Origin of the sequence: Planomonospora sp. ID82291 (assembly GCF_015711645.1) — a bacterium.
GTDB lineage: Bacteria > Actinomycetota > Actinomycetes > Streptosporangiales > Streptosporangiaceae > Planomonospora.
This window is the reverse complement of record NZ_JABTEX010000001.1, coordinates 2340454-2360198: the sequence shown is the minus strand read 5'-3', so window position 1 is coordinate 2360198 and position 19745 is coordinate 2340454. Positions and strand designations below refer to the sequence as shown.

Below are 19745 nucleotides of genomic sequence, written 5' to 3'. Positions count from 1 at the left end.
GCGGCGCCGAAGAGTGACTCTTGGTAGACGAGTAATGCGACCTGCCGCATGCTGCTGGCCCGAGGATGATCGCTACCGTGAGCTGCACCAGGACGACGCCCCGGTCCCACACCGGCGAGCCGCCCAGTCGGGCGAACACGACATCGAGCGCGCCGGTCAACCCGGCCTGATCAACGCATTTACGTAAGAGCACAGCACCGGCGTGCCTGATGAGTCCCTTGCCATCGCCGCGGACTGACAAGTGGCGGTCCCATGCCGTAGCGTTCACTCGGAAGTTGCATCCGTTCTCTGCGGTTCCGTGATCTCAGCAATCCGATCATCGCAGGTCGGAGGCACCTTCTTCAGCTACCGATCTTCACAGCGAAACTCAGGATGAATAGCTGAGGATAAGCCTGGCGCCGACAGGAGCAGTATGTCCGATCTGCACTGGGAGAGTGATCGACGCCTCACCGCGATCGGCCGCACGACGCTATCGGTAGCTGCCCGACAGGCCGTCATCGATGATGAGGTCAACGCCTCCACCAGCGTCCTGGACTACGGCAGCGGACGCGGCGACGACGTCGCCGCCCTGTGTGAGATGCAGGTTAACGCTCAAGGCTGGGATCCTTACTACGCCCCCGATGCATCCCCCGCGCCAGCAGACGTGGTGCTGTTGACCTACGTCATCAACGTTATCGAGAACGCGGAGGAGCGCCGTGAGGCACTACGGCGGGCATGGGGATTCGCGGAGCGCCTCCTCGTCGTGACGAGTCGCCTCACCTGGGATCGGTCACGGGTCCGCGGGCAGCAATTCGAGGACGGCGTCCTGACGAGCCGACGGACGTTTCAACACCTATTCAGCCCGGCCGACCTTCGCTCCTACGTCGAGGAGACAACCGGCGTCCGGTGTGTCGCTGCTGCTCCTGGCGTGGTTTACGCTTTCAAGAGAGATGATGCACGGCTTCGATACATAGCACGCAAGATCACTCCGGATGCCTCCTGGCTCGCTTCCGAGGACACCGGCTCAGCAATCGCGGCTGTGGTGGACTACACCGAGCGACGCGGACGCTTACCGAGGCTGGAAGAGATGCCTGAGGACATGGCCAAACTCCTCTCACACCTCCAGCCTGCAGAGCTCCAACGGATTGTTCGAAGGTCTGCAGCCGCGGAGAAGATTGAGGCAGGAGCCAGAGCATCGACGCTCTCCACGCTCCTGGTGCTCGGCGTCGAGTTATTCAACGGGCGCGGCCCGTACGGCAGCTTGCCAATGTCGCTGCAGGTGGACATCAGAGCCTTCTTCTCCTCATACAAGGAGGCCTGTCAACGCGCTGACCGACTGTTGCTGAAGCTGCGGGACGACGCCTACGTCAGAGGCGCCATGCAGGCGTCGAAGATCGGAAAACTAACGCCCACCGCCCTGTACGTACACAGACGCTGGATCCACCAGATACCGACCGTGCTGCGTCTCTACGAGCACTGCGCATCGATTGCTACTGGGCGTCCACCCACCTGGTCATTGATCAAGCTGTGTCATCAAGGACGGGGGGTGAGCTGGTTGGATTATCCCGAGTTTGATACCGATCCCCACCCACGCCTCCGTTCCTCCTACACGGTTGATCTGACCACGCTAAAGACGTCGTTCACGTCGTATGACGAGTCGTCTAACCGCCCACTGCTCCATCGCAAGCATGAGTTCCTATCCCCGGACGATCCAGACGCGCCCAAGTACAGGCGGCTGACCGAGCGCGAAGTGCGGGCTGGCCTCTACGCCAACCCGCACCTCATCGGCACTGAGCAAGGCTGGGAGGCGGAGTTGATCCGCTGCGGTCGAGTTCTACGTGGTCACCGGCTGATCAAGCGAACCTGACGTCCGCTTGGTAGCCGGCGATCAGGTCGACGAACTCATCGACGTCCAGCTCCTGCACCTGGTCGGGGAACCAAGAGAGTCTGAGCCCGTTCGAGGCCTGCTTAGCCGGCAATCCCATTGCCGCCAAGACGTGGCTGGGAGTGTAAGAGGCACTTGTGCATGCCGATCCGGTTGCCACAGCTGCGTAATTCTTCAGTTGAAGGATCAACGCTTCGGTATCGACGCCTTCGAAGGAAAGGTTGAGAATGTGCGGGACCACATGGTCCTGATCACCGTGCAGATGGAACCTGGTCCGCCCCAGCGCTGTAAGGAGTTGGGCTCGGAAATCACTGGCAGCCTTGAACCAGTCAGCCCGATCAAGCTCGAAAACCTCCAGAGCCTTTGCCAGGCCCATCACCAGCGGGACGGGAAGGGTCCCAGGCCGGAGCTTGCGTTCCTGGCCACCGCCGTACATGAGCGGGGTTAGCGGAACCGAGTCATGACCCCGCCGTCGTACCAGGAGCCCACCCACTCCTTTCGGAGCACCGAGCTTGTGCCCGCTGAAGCTAATGAGATCGATCGGTGCTCGGAGGTCGTCGGGGAACTTGCCGAACCCCTGAGCTGCGTCAACGTGGAAGTAGGTTGGCGTGCCTCGTAGATGCTCAGCCAGCTCCGCGACCGGCTGAATCACGCCGGTCTCGTTGTTGACCTGCATAACCGAGACCAACAGGGTGTCAGGTCGAAGGCGCTCTATCACCGCCTCGGCTTCTACCCTGCCCGAGATGCCAGGTTCAATCAGGTCGATTTCGAAACCCTGAGACGCCAGGTGCTCCAGGGGCTCTAGAACCGCCTTATGTTCGATGGCAGTGCTGATGATGTGACGTCGGTCACACTTTACCCCGAAGGGTGCCAGCCCGAGGATGGCGATGTTGTTCGACTCTGTAGCGCCGCTGGTGAAGATCAGCTCATCCGGACGAGCCATCAGGTGTGCCGCAAGCCCCTCTCTGGCACGTGCTACCGCCTTCTTGGCGCGCGTCCCGTACCCATGCGTGCGGGATCCCGCGTTGCCGAACTCATCTCGCATCCAGTGCAGGACGATCTCAGCCACCTCAGGGAACACCCTTGTCGTGGCGGCGGCGTCAAGGTAGACGACCACAGACTCACCCTCGATCCAAGTCGACAGCTGGGAACGTTAAAACAGTGACGTTCTTACGTCAGAGATGCGTACGTAGGGTACTGTGTTGCGAGTGGAAACACGCGGGCTGGCTACACGTAACGGTGACACCTCAACCGCCGGGTTCGAGTACATCTTCCCAGCGATCCGGGGTGTCCAGGCTGGACGGGAATACTACGCATCGATGTGCCCTCTCCGGCTCATCCCGAGGATCTTCCTGTTCGACGATGACGAACTTGCCCCCGAGGTGCGCGCACAGCGAATCTTGAACAAGGGGCGAGTTCCAGCCCTGACTCGGTACATCCTGGACAATCCAGATGACTACGTCTTCTCAGCGCTCACAGCCTCGGTCGATGGCGTGATGAAGTTCGTCGGCTTCGCCGACGAGGGTCCTGGCATGCGCGTTGGCCAGCTACACATCCCAATGACTTCACGCTTCCTGATCAACGACGGCCAGCATCGTCGCGCGGCCATCGAAGCCGCACTACGCGAGAACCCTTCTCTGGGTGACGAGACGATCGCCATAGTCTTCTTCTATGACGCTGGCCTCGAGCGAAGCCAGCAGATGTTTGCCGACCTCAATCGCCATGCTGTACGGCCGGCGAGATCCATCGGCGTTCTTTACGATCATCGCGACGAGGTCTCCCAGCTCACACGGCTTCTGGCTCTAAAGTCCCCGGTCTTCAAGGACTCGGTTGAGATGGAGCGCAGCACCCTGTCTGCGAAGTCGCGCAAGCTCTTCACGCTCAGCGCCCTGTACTCAGCCACCACGGCGTTGCTGCAGGATCTGAAGCTCGATAGCACCGAGGCAGCTCGGACGGTGTCCGAAGCTTTCTGGCTCGCGATCGATGAGCTAACCCCCGACTGGCGGGAGGTCCGATCGCGACAGCTTCTAGCGTCCGAGGTACGCAAGCAGTACCTGCACACCCACGGCATCGCTCTCCATGCACTCGGCCTGGTGGGAAACACGTTGCTGCAGGACTCGCTTGATCCTGAAGACTGGAAGCCGCGGCTGGCTCCGCTAGGTCAGGTGGACTGGTCAAGATCGAATCCGGACTGGGAAGGCCGCGCGATCATCGGTGGTCGCGTCTCCAAGAATCATCAAAATGTCGTACTGACCGTTAATTACCTACGACAACAGCTCGGACTCAGACTGAGCGCTGAGGAGCAGCAGGCCGAGACCGCGTACAAGCGAGGAGACCGATGACTACCCTGCCGCGTAGCGCCGTCATGCTGAACACTCCCACCAGACGTGCCATACCTTTCGAGGACAAGGGTGGTCTGGCTGCTGCCGTCGGCGAGATCACCAGTGAGATCAGGGAGCTCTACACCGCGGACCAGGTGCCGTGGGTTGTCGGCTACAGCGGAGGCAAGGACTCCACCGCCGTCCTTCAACTCGTATGGATAGCGCTCCAAGGGTTGCCTGCCAAGCAGCGCACTAAGCCAGTCTATGTGATCAGTACCGACACCCTGGTGGAGAACCCGGTGGTTGCGTCCTGGGTGACGGGGTCGCTCAACACCATGAGCAAGGCGGCAGAAGCCCAGAACTTGCCCATTCAGCCCAATCGACTGACCCCAGACATTAAGGACACCTTCTGGGTCGGGCTCATTGGCAAGGGCTACCCAGCACCTCGCCCCAAGTTCCGCTGGTGCACAGAACGATTGAAGATTCGCCCTTCCAACTCGTTCATACGCCGTGTTGTCCATGATCACGGTGAAGCCATTCTGGTCTTGGGCATTCGCAAGGCTGAGAGCCAGGCACGTGCCCGAGTGATGGAACGCCATGAGAAGCGCCGTGTCCGCGACCGTCTCTCTCCGAACGGCAACCTGCCGAACTCCCTTGTCTACAGCCCGATCGAGGACTGGAGCAACGACGAGGTGTGGACCTTCCTGATGCAGCAGCCCAACCCTTGGGGTCATGCGAACAAAGACCTGCTGACCATGTATCAGGGCGCCTCCAGCGATGGTGAGTGTCCGCTTGTCGTAGACAGCTCCACACCTTCTTGCGGCGACAGCCGATTCGGCTGCTGGACTTGTACCCTGGTGGACAAGGACAAGTCCATGTCGGCGATGATTCAGAATGACGAGGAGAAGGAGTGGATGCTCCCACTCCTGAAGTTGCGGAACGAGCTGGACGTTGCCGATGACAGTCACCTACGTGACTGGCGCAAGATGAACGGCACCATTCAGCTTTTCCATGACCGCAACGTGCCCGGGCCCTACACGCAGAAGGCACGTGAAGACTGGCTCTCGAAGCTGCTCAACGCTCAGACCTGGATCCGTGACCACGCACCGGAATCCGTTCGAGACATCGAGCTCATCACGATGGATGAGCTGCACGAGATCAGACGCATCTGGGTCTTCGAGAAGCACGAGGTCGAAGACTCACTCCCCCGCATCTTCAAGAAGGAGACCGGCGAGGACTTCCCCGGCGACGCCCTCGATCAACATCTCGCCGTCGCCACCGATGAGGTGGAGCTGCTGCGCGAAGTTTGCGGCGACGATGAGCTTCATTTCCAGACTATGCGGGAACTCCTCGCAGTCGAGCGCAAGTTCAGGACCATGACCCGACGTTCCGGTCTCTTCGAGGCGCTAGAGAAGACCATCAAGAAAGGCTATTACGCCGACAAAGAAGACGCTGTGGATATGGCGCTGCGGAATCAGCGGAACAAGACCGCTCCCACGCTGCCCGGGTTTGACGAAGTGAGCACCGATGCTTCTGCATGAGATCACGCTTGAGAACTTCGGGGCTTACAAGGGTTCCAACCCGCTCACACTCTCGCCCAAACCTGGACGTCCGATCATTCTGATCGGTGGACTCAATGGTTGTGGCAAGACGACGCTGCTCGATGCCATCCAGTTGGCTCTATACGGATCGCGAGCGCGCTGTAGTGGCCGCGGCGCTCGCTCATATGAATCGTTCCTCCGAGACAGTGTGAACCGCCAGGCTGACCCCAAAGCGGCCAGCGTGACGCTGCACTTCTCCGTAATGATCGAAGGCACAGAGCGGCAGTACGAGGTCGAGCGTTCCTGGAAGATCACAGGAAAGTCAGTGCCAGAGACACTCAGAGTCTTTATCGACGGCAAGCACGACAAGGCCGTGAGTACGAACTGGGCGGACTATATTGAAGATCTCCTCCCTTTGGAGGTGGCCTCGCTCTTCTTCTTCGACGGCGAAAAGATCGAGTCTCTGGCCGATCCCGAACGTGCCGCTCCCGTGATTGAGTCCGCGGTTCAGTCACTTCTGGGTGTGAGCACAGTCGAACAACTTCGGACAGACCTGCTCGCGCTCCAGCGACGTCAAAAGGTGACTCAGGAGTACAAGGATGCCCGGGAAGAGATCGACCGGATCGAGTCTCAGCTAGTTCAGAATGAAGTTGCCCGAGCTGATGCCTATCAGCGCATCGCTTCCATCAAGTTAGGCCTGCACCAAGAGCGCAAGGAACTCGCGACTATTGAGGCGACGTTCGCCAAGCGCGGCGGCGAGCTCTTCCGCAGACGGGCCGAGTTGGAGAGCCAGAGGTCCCTGGCGAGCAAGCGGCTGGATTCTCTCAATGAGACTCTTGCCGGCAGCCTAGCCGCAGGGCCGCTGCCTCTACTCCTGTTGTCGGATCAGCTAAAGACCCTGCAGGACCAAGTCACTCGCGAAGAGGAGGCATCACGAGCTAAGCGGGTTCTAGACGCTCTGAAGGAGCGGGATGATGCACTTCTTTCTCTACTGCGTTCGGACGCTTCACCCGATCAGCTGAGCCGAATCGTCCAGTACCTCGATGAGGACCGCGAAAAGCGTGCTGCGTCGACCGATGTGGTGCGAGTCTTGAACATGTCAGCGTCCGGGATCCAGCAGCTCAACTCCCTGAAACACGTGATCGAAGCTGAATCCATCCGCGCTAGGACACTGCTCGCTGAGGTTGAAGAGCTTCAAGAAGAGCTGGAGGCCCTGGACCGCCAGCTTGCCGGAGTGCCTGCCGAAGAGGCCATCGCCGACCTAATCACGCAGCAGGACAAGGCCAGACAGCGTGTGAACAACCTCGAAAGAGAACTCGCCGCGGCGCAGGATGTCCATGACGCCCATGGTCGTGAAAACGAGCAGCTCATTGCGGCGAGAGATCGCGCCTACAGCAAGTACGCCAAGGGCATCGCAGAAACCGAGCATCGCGAACGTGTGGTCACTTACTCCGATCGTGCGCGCAACACTCTGGAGAAGTTCGGTGAGCTCTTGTTGCAGCGCCATATCAATCGGCTTGAGGTCGCAGTCCTGGAGAGCTTCAAACGCCTGATGCGCAAGGAGGGGCTCGTTCAGGATCTCCGTATCGATACGGAGAAGTTCACCCTGACACTGATCGGCGCCGACGAGGATGAAATCAATCCCGCTCGGCTGAGTGCGGGCGAACGCCAACTTCTCGCCGTCTCTCTGCTGTGGGGCCTCGCACGGGTAGCCGGCAACCGCCTGCCGAGCGTCATCGATACTCCTCTGGGCCGTTTGGACAGTCGACACCGCCAGAACCTTGTGCAGCGCTACTTTCCGTATGCCAGCGAGCAGGTTCTTCTTCTGTCCACCGACAAGGAGATCGACGACCAGCTTCTTCAGGAGTTGATCCCGGCCATCGCCAGGACCTACACGCTGGTCCACGACGACAAGACGTTTACCACCAAGGTCGAGAACGGCTACGGCTGGGGAAAGACGCAATATGTCGCTTGACACAATTCGGCTGTCCCAGCCAGCAAGAGACCAGCTCATCAAGCTCAAGCGCATCACCGGCATCAAGACGTGGAATATCCTGTGCCGGTGGGCCCTTGCTATATCTCTTTCTGACGCTTCAACTCCACTGGTGCGGGATATTGTTCCGGATTCCAACCTGGAGATGTCTTGGAAGACGTTCTCAGGGGAATATGGCGACGTCTATCTCGCATTGATCAAGCATCGGTGCGTTGTGGATGGAGAGGAACCTTCCCCAGAAGTGATCGAAAAGACTTTCTCCATCCATCTCCATCGAGGGATTGCTCATCTGGCTGGGCGGACCGACCTAGAGACCGTGAGTGACATGCTGAGCCTCGCATTTCCAGCTTCCGACCTATAGCTCAGCAATCCTAGCTCTCACGCTTATATTTAGGAATTCACCCAACTTGCTATCTTGATTGCGCCGCAAACTTGGCGGACTTCAGAGTATTTCATGCGGATCGACGCTGCATGGGAACGTCTGCTGAGTCCGCCGATTCCTCACAGCGTGAGGAACTGATTCGAGCTGCAGCTGCGTACGAGGGCTGCAACAAGAGAGCTAACGTCCACGGGGAAAAGGCCAGCACGGCAGTGGCGGCTGAAGCTACGGCCGGCTGGTCCCCCATTTAACGCTCTACTCTGCCGCAGAAGTTGCCTCGCTCAGCCAGGCTTTGCAAGAGTCACGAGTCGACCATCATACAAATCGCGTGATCGTCCGCATCACCCGGGCCGTGCTTACCCCAGTTCTTCATCCTGGCGATACACATCCTGTGGCGATGGTCCGCGGTTGAGGCTCCTCAGCCTTCTCCAAGTTCCCCTCCGGGTCCCCGATATCCACGATTATCGCGATGGCCATGGTGCGGACCATCTCGTTGACTTGACTCGCGACTCTTCCGCTACGAAATCTTGCTCCGATCCTCGCCCCACCACGCCAGCGGCCATCACATGGCCCAGATCTAGATCGGTGAGCCATACAGGGCATCATATCGGACATATTGCATGCAACCACATAAATAGGATTAATTTCTAGTGGACGGTCAGTCAAGCTCCGGGTATCCTCCCGAACTAACTCACATACCCCTCACCGTCATCGCTAGGAGTAGCACATGCCGGCTGGAGCCGCTTCGGTCACGCCTAGAAGCATCACCGTAGGGGCGCTGCTTGAAGAGCATCACCCTTTCTGGGTTCCAAGATACCAGCGAGCCTACTCATGGGACAGCCAAGTTTCTGACTTTACTGGGGACGTGGCCGAGCTTCTCCAGAATTCCTCACCGAATGCCCACTTTTTCGGCGGCCTCGTCTGTATTGAACATACAGACCATTCACTCTCCCGCCCTCATAGTTACGAAATTATTGACGGGCAGCAGAGACTTGCCACATTTGTCCTTGCCTTGGCTCAAATCACACATGCCGCTAGAAACCTAAAGCAGTTGGCGGAGGATCGAGGTGACGATCCAGCTAAAGCTGTGGCAGAGACTTTGGCAGACGACACAGAGAGTCGATTTCTAAAATGGCGCCACGCTATTGTCAGCGAGGGCCGCATAGAAGGTCGGCCTCGTCTAAGACTCTCCAAAGTAGACGATCCGGTGTTTCAGAGCCTTGTTGACGGATCCAAGCCGTCCGCTTCACGCGAAAGCCATGAACTTCTGATAGCCGCAAACAAAATCATCTTTGATGATATCATCAAGCCCATCCTTGAAGACTCAGGATCGGTTACAGAAAAGGCTCAGCAGCTATATCGTGTTCGGACTGGACTAATCGAACAATCCCACGTTATTCAAGTTGTCTCTAGCGATAGAGAGCGCGCGTATCAGCTTTTTAGCGTGCTAAACGATCGCGGCAGATCTCTGGAGGATGCGGACCTACTCAGGAGCCATACACTGGACTTGCTCCAAGAGCACCCTGCTGAGCAGGAAAAGGTTGCCGTCCTGTGGGATGAGATCCTTTCTGCTACTACGAAAGACACCAGCGCGTTCTTTAAGGCGTACTTTCCCTCAACAACTGGGAAACGTGCTGGTGCGCCAATGTTCAAGAAACTCGTAGATCAGTATTTCGCGCCCCAGGCGCCCAACGAATCACCCGCCGTTGTGGATATCGTTGAGCAAGTCGAATCCTTCCAACGTGAAATGATCACCTTCACAAAGCTCGCGAATGGCGAGTGGCCATTTGGCAACCAGCTGTCGGTGGGTGAAACACCGAAAGTGTTCAATTGGCATGAGGATCGCCTCAAGAGGCTGATCCTCACCCTTAAGCACGAGCTCGCGCTTCCCCTCTTGCTTGCAGCCGCTTCTTCGTGCAAGGAAGAAGAGTTTGCGAAACTTGTCTTCATGATTGAAAAGTTCGCCTTCAGATACAAATCTGTATGTGGCGGTCACGCAACGTCCGCAAGCAATATTTACTACAAGGAAGCCAAGATTCTGCGCGAGCAGGCTTCCATCAGGACCAGACAAACCTGGTCTCGTCTGCGAGATCAACTAAACAAGCTGCTCGATTACGCGGCTCCTTCAGAAAAATTTAGAGACGATCTCCAAAACAAGCTCCAATACAGTCGCGGATCCCAGAAACCGAACATCCGCGAGCTTCTAACAACCATAGAGGATCACCATGGCTGGATCCAGAAGGGCTGTAGCGGGCCTCCTGTTCCAGACATGACGTATGTCGTTGATCTGAATCATGTAACAATCGAACATATTTATCCACAGAAGCCTGCAGCCTCCGATCGAGATACAGATCTAGACAAGTATGTCGATTATCTGGGAAATCTTTCCTTCTTTGGTCCGAAGGATAATTCGGATGCCGGAAATAAGAATTTCCCGGCTAAATCCAAAGACTTCTATTCGCCTAGCAGGATAAATATGACTAGGCATCTAAGCTCGTATACTCAATGGACCCTGGCCGAGTTCAAGCAACGGCACACATGGATCCTTGACATGGCATGCAAGATATTTGTACTCTGAAAAGCGCTGAGTATACAATGATTGCGGCGATCATTCTGAGTGTGTGCCGCGTCAAAACTCGTCACATAAGGCTTGACCTGGTACTTCATTGAAGCGGATTTCCCTTGGTGGCCGACGGTGAATAATGGTCAAGGACCCTATGTTTGCTCGGTGGTTGCTCGTGTGTCCTGATACGGCGTGGCACTCGATGTCACGGCCCGGCAGAACGGCAGGGACGCTTCCGGACAGGACGACACAAGACAGCACGCCGTAACACCGGACGACAGTAGGGCCACGGACTTTTAATCCGTAGGTTCTGGGTTCGAGTCCCAGGCGCCCTACCGATGTTTACGCAGGTCATCGACCCGATCCTGTTGATGTCAGCGGGGTCGGGCCGGGCCGTTTCCTAGATCATGTTCCCTCGGTGTTCCCGCGTTCCACCACGCCGCGGTCGATTCCCGACCCTCTCTGTCAGACTGCTGTGAGACATGGGACGTACGATTCCCTCTGATATGAAGCAGGGCGAGACAGGACCACCACGACAGTGACGATGACACTCGCCGACCAGACCGCCATGACCGGGCAGGATGGTCGCGTGACCTCCCAGCAGCCGGGCCGGCCCAAGCGGCGCACCTTCACCAAGGCCTACAAGGCGCGGATCCTGGCGGCCTTCGACGCCCTGCCCGAAGGCAGCCCCGAGCGCGGCGCCCTGCTGCGCAGGGAACGGCTGTACCACTCCCACATCGAGCACTGGCGCAAGCAGGCTGAAGGCGGCACCCTGGCCGCCTCGACGGGAAAGCCCGCGCGCAGCGCCGAGTCCGAGGAAATGGCCCGGCTGCGCGCCGAGAACAAGAAGCTCAAGGCCGACGCGGCCAAACTCGAAGCCCGCAATGAAAGACTCGCCGGCGAGCTGGGGAAGACCAGGACCGCCCTGGACATCGCGGGAAAAGCATTCGCGCTGCTGCAGGACATCTCAAGCAGCGCGGACTCCGACAAGAGCTGAACCGGATCCTCGACGAGCATTTCCCCGCGATGGAGGAAACGATCGGCACGGTCAGGGCATGTGCGGTCCTGGGGAGATCCCGGGCCACGCTGCACCGGCACCGCAATCCCGTCCCGCCCCGGCTGGGACCGCGCCGCCCGTTTCACCATCCGGCCGAACTGTCCGAGGACGAGCGGGCGCAGGTGCTGGCGGTGCTGGACTCGCCCCGCTTCGCCGACAAGTCTCCGGGCCAGGCGTGGGCGATGCTGCTGGACGAGGGCGTCTACCTGTGCTCGCAGGCCACCATGTACCGGCTGCTGCGGATGCGCGGCACGGCCGGTGAGCGCCGGGCCCAGGCCGTCCACCCGGCCAAGAAGAAACCCGAGCTGGAGGCCGACGGCCCGAACCAGGTGTGGTCGTGGGACATCACGAAGCTGAAAGGCCCCTCGCGCGGTACGTACTATCTGCTGTACGTCATCATCGACATCTTCTCGCGGAAAACCGTCTGGTGGGAGATCTGGCCGACGGAGACCGGGATCCTCGCCAAGGAGTTCATCGAGCACGCGATCGAGGCCAACGGCGGGATCGCCCCGGAGGCGATTCATGCCGACCGGGGTACCTCGATGACGTCGAACACCGTTTCCGGCCTGCTCGCACTGCTGGGAATCGATCAGTCTCATTCCCGTCCGCGCGTGTCCAACGACAACCCGTATTCCGAAGCGCAGTTTAAAACACTCAAATATTGTCCGGCATTTCCCGGGGAATTCGGTTCCATTGAAGATGCCAACGTCTTCTGCGGGCAGTTCTTCCAGTATTACAATAACGAGCATCGCCATTCTGGGATCGGCATGCACACTCCGGCGTCGGTGCACGACGGCTCCGCGGTCGAGATTCACGCCCGGCGGGTCGCGACCTTGGACGCGGCCTTCTTGGCCCACCCCGAACGGTTCCGCGGCCGGCGGCCCTGTCCGCCGCCGCTGCCCTCCCGGGTGTGGATCAACAAGCCGTCAACGGCTCCCGAAGCCGAGGCCTCACCACAAACACCGCACGTAGCTTGATGTTCCAACCGGTTTGACAGGTACCGCGATCATCTCCATGAGCCGTGCGAGCATTCTGCGCCACCCTGCGGCCATCGAGACGAGGGGATCACAGGTGGCGCGGATCATCGAGCGCACGGCCAAGAGCGGCGCGAAATCATGGCTGGTGAAGTGGCGGATCGGCGGCGGGCGAGCCGGCAAGGAGGACTTCGAGACCTGCTACGACAGGACGATCGCCGAGTCCTTCGCCGAACTGGTCGAGGACAACGGCGAGCGGCGGCCACCGGGCTACCCGAAGGGCTGCCACGGCCTTCAGGACCCCCGTTTCCGCGATGACCGCACCCCGGGCATGCCGACGTTCGAGGCCTACGCGCGCACCGAGTACGCCGGCCGGCCGGGCGCCTCCCCGACACAGCGGTTCACCTACCTGACCGACGCCGAACGGCACGTCTTCCCGTTCCTCGGCCACCTCCGGCTGGACGAGGTCACCCGCCGGGTGCTGCGGGAGTGGGCACAGCAGATGCTCACCAAGCCGTCCGCCCGCAACGCCCACCAGCCACACCGGCCCCTCTCCGACGAGCAGGCCGCACGCCGGTGGGCACAGACCGGCGGTCCCGCCGTGAAGCCGACCGGACGTGTCTCACCCGACGTGCTGCGGCGCTGGCGCGAGGCGGGTTCCCCCCGCCCGGCGCGACCGGATCAGGGGACACTCTCCCCCGCCACGGTCACGAAGATCTACCGGGGTTCTATCAGGCCGGTACTGAGGGCGGCGATGCGGCAGGGAGAGGACGGCGAGCCACCGCTGCTGCGTTCGTCGCCCTGCGACGGGTTCCGCCTGCCGCCCGCGCCGGTGCGTGTCCGCGAGGTCCTGTACGGGCCGGAGGTCGCCGTCTACCTCACCGCGGTCGGTGACGTCGACCGCGACACCGCGCTGTTCATCGTCACCATGACGGCCACCGGCCTTCGCTGGGGTGAGCTGGCAGGCCTGCACGTGAGCGGCCTGGACGCGGCGGGGTGCGTGATCCACGTCGTCCAGACCTACGCCCGGCTGCTGAACGAGCACACCGGCCGCTGGGAGTGGCGCATCGAGCCGTACCCGAAGGGAAAGAAACGCCGGGACGTACCGATCAGCGAGGAGTCGGCCGGACTGCTGTCCGGGCGGGTGCAGGGCAAGAGGTCCGACGAGCCGCTCTTCCAGAAGCGGACAGGCGGCTACATCGACTACGGCAACCAGCACAACGACATCCTGCAGCCCGCACTCACGCTCGCGCTCGCCCGGGAACGCGGCCTGGCCAGGCACATCACCCCTCACGCCCTGCGGCACAGGATGATCACCATGCTCCGGGACGCGGCGTGCCCCCCGGGGTGATGCAACTGGTGGCCGGACACGCCTCGTACCAGACCACCGCGGGCCACTCCGGCCGGCAGACACCCGCCCAGCGGGCATTGATCCTCGACGCGGTCCAGCCGGTCCTGCAGGCCGCGGGCCCGCTGTTCGACCTCCCGGATGCCCACGACACGTGAGCAGGCCATATGGATGCATCCTCGGCATCCCCGGACACCGGGGTATACCTATAGCTATACTTCATGAGTGGCCGGAGACGAATGGGACATCTACGTCGTGACCGAGGTCCGCGAATGGATCGAGCAACTCGACGACGCCACCCATGCCCGGGTGGTGCAAGCCATCGACGCGCTCGCCGAAGGCGGCCCCGGACTGGGACGGCCCCTGGTCGACACGATCATCGGGTCGTCGATCCAGAACCTCAAAGAGCTCCGGCCCGGCACGGTGCGCATCCTGTTCGCCTTCGACCCATGGCGTTCCAACATCCTGCTGGTCGCAGGCGACAAAGCCGGACGGTGGAAGAGCTGGTACGAGGAGGCCATTCCGCTGGCCGAGCACCGATATGAGGTCTACGTGAAGGAACGCGCCCGACAGGAGGACGGCAGATGAGCGGATACGTGCGGTGGAAGGACATCCGGGCCGAGCACGTCCAGCGGGCCGGCGGCGAGGAGGCCGTCCAGGCCGGCAAGCGGGAACTCCTGGCCGAGGTCCAGGGACACCGGCTGGCGGAGATCCGCCGCGGGCGTGGCCTGACCCAGCAGCAGGTCGCCGAGCGTATGGGAGTCACCAAGGGACGCGTCTCCCAGATCGAGCAGGGCAAGATCTCCGGCCAGGACATCCTGGCCCGCTACGCCGCCGCCCTCGGCGGCCGGCTCCATCAGTCGATCTACTTCGACGACGGCGACATCGCCGCCATCGCCTGACGGTTCCGGCGGGTTGCGCCTGCCGAAAATTACATCCGTGCAGTTCAAGCGGCTCGCTCATCGGCAGCAACCTCAGCGCGGCGAAGGCGTTCGTAACGGCGAGATACGCCAGACGAAAGAGCACGAACGATCATCATGCTGCACTCCGAGCGACGGAGGATCACGCGCATCACGCGATCCCCAGCAAGCCCATGACCTGGCCGGATGACATTATCGGCAGGTTCGGGGTCACCCGCCCTTCCGCAGTTCTTTCTCCCACACGCCGAAACGCTCCCTGAGCGCCTCAGCCCCGGCCGCATCGACGCCGTACACGGCGAACTCCTCATCGGTACGGCGACGCACGTACGCCAGCATCTCCGCGAACACCTCCCGATCGAACCCGGCATCCCGGCGAGCGGCCAGATCCAGAAGCTGATCGCGCGTGTACCGGCCCGACTCCACGAGCGCGTCCACATCGATGAAGTCACGAGCGAGCGCGCGGTTGAACAACGCCTCGGTCTTCCCGGCCGCGACGTCATCCGGATGGAGGACCGGGCCCATCTCCATCCGCACCGGCGGCTGAAAGCGCACGTCCGCGACGACCTCGACCTTGCAGCCATGACCTGTGCCACGCTCAGAGATCCACATCCGGACATACCGTTCAGTGCTCTGCAAGATCTCAGCCTGGTACCCGGCTGTTCGGTACGCCTCGGCCACCTGGTCCGCCGCCGCCGGGCAGTCCATGTCCAGCGCACCGAACAGATCGACGTCCTCGCTCGGCCGCTCCACGATCCCGTACGCCTGCACCGCGTACCCACCGGCCAGTGCGAAGCCGTACTGATCGGCGACGCTGAGACCGATCTCGATCAGTCGTCGGTGGAAGGGGTCCATCACGCGACCTGATCACGAAGCCAGGTGAAGCGTGACTCCCACAGTCGGCGGACCCGCACCGGCAAGATCAGATCAGGCCAGATGCGGACCAGCAGATCGGTGTTCAGGTACGCCTTGAGATCTTGTTCTCGGCCTTCCTGGATCACCTGCTCGTACATCACCCGCAACGCCGTCGGATCGGACAGGTCGTAGGAGCGTCGCGGGCTCCAGTCCAACCAGCCGGGCAGCGTGACGATCCCGTCCGCAGGCCCGGTCAGCTCCTCCAGAGCGCGGGGAACCGCATACGGGCGGATGTTCGCGTAATTGAGCGCCCTGTCCATGCCTCCAGTGTGACATTTCCGCCGGAGCCCCACCCCTTCGATGACGCAACCCCACACGGGCAAGCCATCAGCGTGACCGACTTCGGCGACCACACCGTGAAGGCCGCCTTACCCCGATACGGTCCATGGTCAAGGACCCATGTTTGCTCGGTGGTTGCTCGTCTGTCGCGATACGGCCCGGCACACGGTGACAGCACCCGGCAGACCGGCGGGGACGCCGGCGGACAGAACGGTACGAGATGGCAGGTCGCGGCACCGGACGGCAGTGGACCCGTCGACTTTTAATCCGTAGGTTCTGGGTTCGAGTCCCAGGCGCCCTACCACTCGTGAGCAGGAACGTAGGCCCTGACCTGGGCCTTCGTTCCTGGCCACCTCTCCCGGCACGTGCAGTCGGATGCAGCCGGATGCCACTGCCTGCCACTGGTCGCGGAACATACGCGGAATGGAACCGCGCCCGTCCGTCCAGGTCAGCACCCGGATTCCAAGAGCCGCCGGAACGGTTCCGGGAGTGTGGGAGCCGACACGGCGAAGGTGCGCCTGCCGAAAATTCCGTCCGTGCAGGTCAAGCGGCATGTGAGTACTCGTGGAGGACTCCGCCGAGTCGGTCCCGCCTGCGTGCGCTCAGCTCGGCGAGTCGCGTCGGATCCGTGATCGGGCCCGGAACGGCGCGTAGCGGGGCCGCTTGATCCAGGGCCTGATGGACACGGTGCCGGTTGTAGAAGCGCTCGTACTCCCGTAGAGCATGCCGCAGATGGCGCTCGTTCCATACCAGGCAGCGGTCGAGCAGCTCACGGCGGCATAACTGCACCCACCGCTCCATGACCGCGTTCATGCGCGGTACTCGGACACCGGTGAGCACGGTCCGGATGCCGGCCTCGGCCAGGATCTCGTCCATGAGGGCGGGGAACTTCCCGCCCCGGTCCCGGATCAGGTAGCCCGCCCGGCAGCCGGCCTCTTCCAGGTCCATCACGAGGTTCTTCATCGCCTGGACGACCCAGCATGCGGTCGGATGGGCGGTGGCGCCCAGCACGCGGACGCGCCTGCTGGCGTGCTCGATGACGGCCAAGATGTACTGGCGCTGCCCGGTGAGGGTGACGGTCTCGATGAAGTCGCAGGCCAGCAGCGCATCGGCTTGCGAGCGCAGGAAGTCGGCCCAGGTGACCGACGCCCGCTCAGGTGCCGGATCAACGCCTTCCTGCTTGAGGATCTCCCACACAGTGGAGGGCGCGACCGTGATGCCGAGCACGGCCAGCTCGCCGTGTACTCGCCGATATCCCCAGGACGGGTTCTCCCGGACCAGGCGCAGGACGAGCGCTCGGATGGAGCGGACCGTGAGCGGGCGCCCCGACCGCCTGGGCTTACTGATGCGGGCGTGCCGCCGTCTAATGAGATCGCAGTGCCAGCGCAGGACCGTATCCGGACGGACGATGAGCCGCACCCGGCGCAGGACCTCGCGGGGCAGTGATGTCAGCAGGGCGGCGAGGAAGGCACGGTCCTCGGGAGCGAATCGCACCCTGGTACCGGCACCGAGCTGCCGTTCGAGAACGGTGATCTGGTGGCGGAGAGCGAGGATCTCGACGTCCTTGTCTCGATCGCTCATCGGCAGCAACCGCAGCGCGGCGAAGGCGTTCGTGACGGCGAGATAGGTCAGGCGAAGCAGCACGGACGATCATCATGCCGCACCCCGAGCAACAGGGAGTCACTCGCGTCAGGAGATCCCCAGCAAGCCCATGACCTGGCCGGACGACATTATCGGCAAGCGCAGGTGCAGCACCGCCACCTCATGCCGGAGCACCGGAATCTCGGCATCCTTGACCGCCCCGCTTCGGCCCAGGAGCGCCAGCCAGCCGAACACCCGGATCACGATCAGATACAGGAGACGGAGAGACACAAGAACCGATCTTGGCCGTACCACCGCACCAGGTCGACCCACAGGTCAAGCACCCTGGAATGATTTTCAAAACGGTACAGGACACCGCTCAAGTCTCGGCCGGGTACGGCGGCACCGCCAGCCGCTCGTTGACGGCGTCCTGGTTGAAGGGAACCGGTTCTTCGGGATACTCAGGGTCGTAGTGCTCGATCGGGTTGTCCCCCCTGCCGCCCGCGCAGACCGGATGGGCGACCTCGCCGCAGACCTTCTCCAAAAGGATCTCATGCGTCCAGCAGTCACCGAGATCGTAGACGTACGTCATCTTCGAACGGGGCGACGGCATCGCCCGGTTGACGCGACAGGCGTACTCGTCACCGCACTCCTCCAGCCCGAAGAACGGGTCGGCGTACCTGCGCTTGGCGGTCTCGAACACGTGCAGATGATCGTCGCCCCAGCCGAACAGGACCCGGATCACCTCGTGCAGAGCGCCCAACGTCATGTTCTCGGGAACCAGCACGCGCCGCCACAGCCCGCCGTACAGGGAGATCTTGAGCTGGTAGGCCGGGATCGGCGGCGGCACGGACGGTAGTACGGCCAGTAGCCGCTCGGCCTCGGGGTGGCCGCTGCCCTGTACGGCTTCGCGGACATCCCCCTCGACGGCGTCCAGCAGGACGTACCGGGCGTCGGTCGTGCCGTAGCGATCCAGAGCGGCCAGCGCGTAGTCGACCGCGACCCAGCGCATGTCCCGCTCCGCGGGGGCGGGGCCGCCGTCCAGATCCGCCAGGACGCGCCGGGCGTGGGCGCCCAGCACAAGGTGGTCGCGTATCTCGCGCCAGAGCGGCAGGGCGTACTCACCGCGTTCGCCGACCATCTCGACGGCGGTGATCCGCCCGGCCGGAGTGGCGTCCGCGGCGGCGTGCAGCAGCTCCCGCAACGGGTCGCCGGTACGGTCGCCGGGGAAGGGGCCGATCCAGCGCCACACCGGCTCCCGGACCTCCTCCTCGGGCAGCGCGGCCAGCAGATCCAGCACACGAGCGGCGGGCAGATCCGGAGTGATCGGCGGCGGAACCCTGCGGTCCAGTTCAGCCCGGGAGTACTCCCCCAGAGCTGTCAGTGCCATGCGCTCGTCCAGCGCACCGAAGTCGCGCAGGATCTCCACCACCCGGTCGACGGGATGCACCCTGCCCTCGCCGGCCAGGTAGACGGCGCGCCAGTCCCAGTCTCCGCGCCCGCGCATCACCTCGGCGACCGCCTCACGCAGCGCACCGCCCAACGGCGGCTCCTGCTCGGCCAGCACCAGCAGCGTCACCTGGCACACGATGCGCGGATCGGCGCCACACGGATCGCTCACCTGTGCGCGGAGCACCTGTTCCAGCGCCTCAAGCCATTCCTGCCCGGTCGGCTCCCCCGGGGCCTGCCGCTGTACGGCCTTACTGCCGGAGATCGTGATGAGCCCGGCCGCCACCGCGGTCGTCCAGGCGCGGTGGACCGCGGGAACGTCACCGAGCCGCCGGACCTTGGGCGGGCACGGCGCCCCCAGCGTCTCGGCCGCCTGCGGTACCAGCGCGGGCTTGAGCGCACCACCGGGGGTGACCGCCCGGCCGTCCCCCACCCAGACGGAGATCTCACGTGCGGCGGCGAACGCACCGCACCGCCCGATCTCGAAGGAGAGTCCAGAGTCCATGGACACGCCACCCTATCGGCCAGGACATCACCGCGGGCGGCTCTACCGTGCCAGGCGGA

At 62.2% G+C, this 19745-nt stretch carries 18 protein-coding genes; 12 read left to right on the top strand and 6 right to left on the bottom strand.

Annotated features, from left to right (window positions below; genetic code table 11):
- Positions 1-412: 412 nt before the first annotated feature.
- Positions 413-1846, top strand: a complete 1434-nt coding sequence (locus HS045_RS10600) for a DNA phosphorothioation-associated putative methyltransferase (RefSeq protein ID WP_196450893.1) — start codon at positions 413-415, stop codon at positions 1844-1846.
- Here HS045_RS10600 and dndA read toward each other — a convergent pair.
- Positions 1833-2981: a cysteine desulfurase DndA gene (gene dndA, locus HS045_RS10595; RefSeq protein ID WP_196450892.1), complete on the bottom strand. Its 1149-nt coding sequence runs from the start codon at positions 2979-2981 to the stop codon at positions 1833-1835. The two genes, HS045_RS10600 and dndA, sit on opposite strands and share 14 nt — an antisense overlap.
- 91 nt (positions 2982-3072) lie before the next feature.
- Between dndA and dndB the strand changes: the two genes are divergently transcribed.
- From dndB to HS045_RS10540, 11 genes are all read left to right on the top strand, one after another.
- On the top strand, positions 3073-4206 hold the full coding sequence (gene dndB / locus HS045_RS10590) for a DNA sulfur modification protein DndB (protein ID WP_307827448.1): 1134 nt from the start codon (positions 3073-3075) through the stop codon (positions 4204-4206).
- On the top strand, positions 4203-5726 hold the full coding sequence (gene dndC / locus HS045_RS10585; protein ID WP_230883524.1) for a DNA phosphorothioation system sulfurtransferase DndC: 1524 nt from the start codon (positions 4203-4205) through the stop codon (positions 5724-5726). Before dndB ends, dndC begins: the two co-directional genes overlap by 4 nt.
- Positions 5713-7701 (top strand): DNA sulfur modification protein DndD, encoded by a 1989-nt coding sequence (gene dndD / locus HS045_RS10580; protein ID WP_196450891.1) that lies wholly within the window; start codon positions 5713-5715, stop codon positions 7699-7701. The genes dndC and dndD overlap by 14 nt, the downstream gene beginning before the upstream one ends.
- Entirely contained in the window at positions 7691-8080 is a 390-nt protein-coding gene (gene dndE / locus HS045_RS10575; protein WP_196450890.1) for a DNA sulfur modification protein DndE, read from the top strand. Before dndD ends, dndE begins: the two co-directional genes overlap by 11 nt.
- 745 nt (positions 8081-8825) lie before the next feature.
- Entirely contained in the window at positions 8826-10676 is a 1851-nt protein-coding gene (locus tag HS045_RS10570) for a DUF262 domain-containing protein (protein ID WP_196450889.1), read from the top strand.
- Positions 10677-11199: 523 nt separating this feature from the next.
- Entirely contained in the window at positions 11200-11658 is a 459-nt protein-coding gene (locus HS045_RS10565; RefSeq protein WP_196450888.1) for a hypothetical protein, read from the top strand.
- Positions 11659-11687: 29 nt separating this feature from the next.
- The gene (locus HS045_RS10560) at positions 11688-12695 is read left to right on the top strand and encodes an IS3 family transposase (RefSeq protein WP_196450887.1); all 1008 of its coding nucleotides are present in this window, start codon (positions 11688-11690) and stop codon (positions 12693-12695) included.
- 94 nt (positions 12696-12789) lie between these two features.
- Complete coding sequence (locus HS045_RS36100; RefSeq protein WP_196450886.1) at positions 12790-14043, top strand: site-specific integrase; 1254 nt, start codon at positions 12790-12792, stop codon at positions 14041-14043.
- Positions 14028-14198: a hypothetical protein gene (locus HS045_RS10550; protein ID WP_196450885.1), complete on the top strand. Its 171-nt coding sequence runs from the start codon at positions 14028-14030 to the stop codon at positions 14196-14198. The genes HS045_RS36100 and HS045_RS10550 overlap by 16 nt, the downstream gene beginning before the upstream one ends.
- A 67-nt stretch (positions 14199-14265) precedes the next feature.
- Complete coding sequence (locus HS045_RS10545; protein ID WP_196450884.1) at positions 14266-14628, top strand: type II toxin-antitoxin system RelE/ParE family toxin; 363 nt, start codon at positions 14266-14268, stop codon at positions 14626-14628.
- A complete protein-coding gene (locus HS045_RS10540) occupies positions 14625-14942 on the top strand; it encodes a helix-turn-helix domain-containing protein (protein ID WP_196450883.1) in 318 nt (105 codons plus the stop codon). The genes HS045_RS10545 and HS045_RS10540 overlap by 4 nt, the downstream gene beginning before the upstream one ends.
- A gap of 228 nt (positions 14943-15170) precedes the next feature.
- Here the strand turns inward: HS045_RS10540 and HS045_RS10535 are convergent, their stop codons facing one another.
- The 5 genes from HS045_RS10535 to HS045_RS10515 form a co-directional block, all read right to left on the bottom strand.
- Positions 15171-15812 carry a nucleotidyl transferase AbiEii/AbiGii toxin family protein gene (locus HS045_RS10535; RefSeq protein ID WP_196450882.1) on the bottom strand — a complete coding sequence of 214 codons (642 nt, stop codon included), beginning with the start codon at positions 15810-15812 and terminating at the stop codon, positions 15171-15173.
- A complete protein-coding gene (locus HS045_RS10530; protein WP_184948142.1) occupies positions 15812-16132 on the bottom strand; it encodes a hypothetical protein in 321 nt (106 codons plus the stop codon). Before HS045_RS10530 ends, HS045_RS10535 begins: the two co-directional genes overlap by 1 nt.
- Positions 16133-16694: 562 nt before the next feature.
- Positions 16695-17795 carry an integrase core domain-containing protein gene (locus HS045_RS10525; protein WP_196450881.1) on the bottom strand — a complete coding sequence of 367 codons (1101 nt, stop codon included), beginning with the start codon at positions 17793-17795 and terminating at the stop codon, positions 16695-16697.
- Between the two features lie 45 nt (positions 17796-17840).
- Positions 17841-18023: a hypothetical protein gene (locus HS045_RS10520; protein ID WP_196450880.1), complete on the bottom strand. Its 183-nt coding sequence runs from the start codon at positions 18021-18023 to the stop codon at positions 17841-17843.
- 88 nt (positions 18024-18111) lie between these two features.
- Positions 18112-19686, bottom strand: a complete 1575-nt coding sequence (locus HS045_RS10515) for a plasmid pRiA4b ORF-3 family protein (RefSeq protein ID WP_196450879.1) — start codon at positions 19684-19686, stop codon at positions 18112-18114.
- Between the last annotated feature and the right edge of the window lie 59 nt (positions 19687-19745).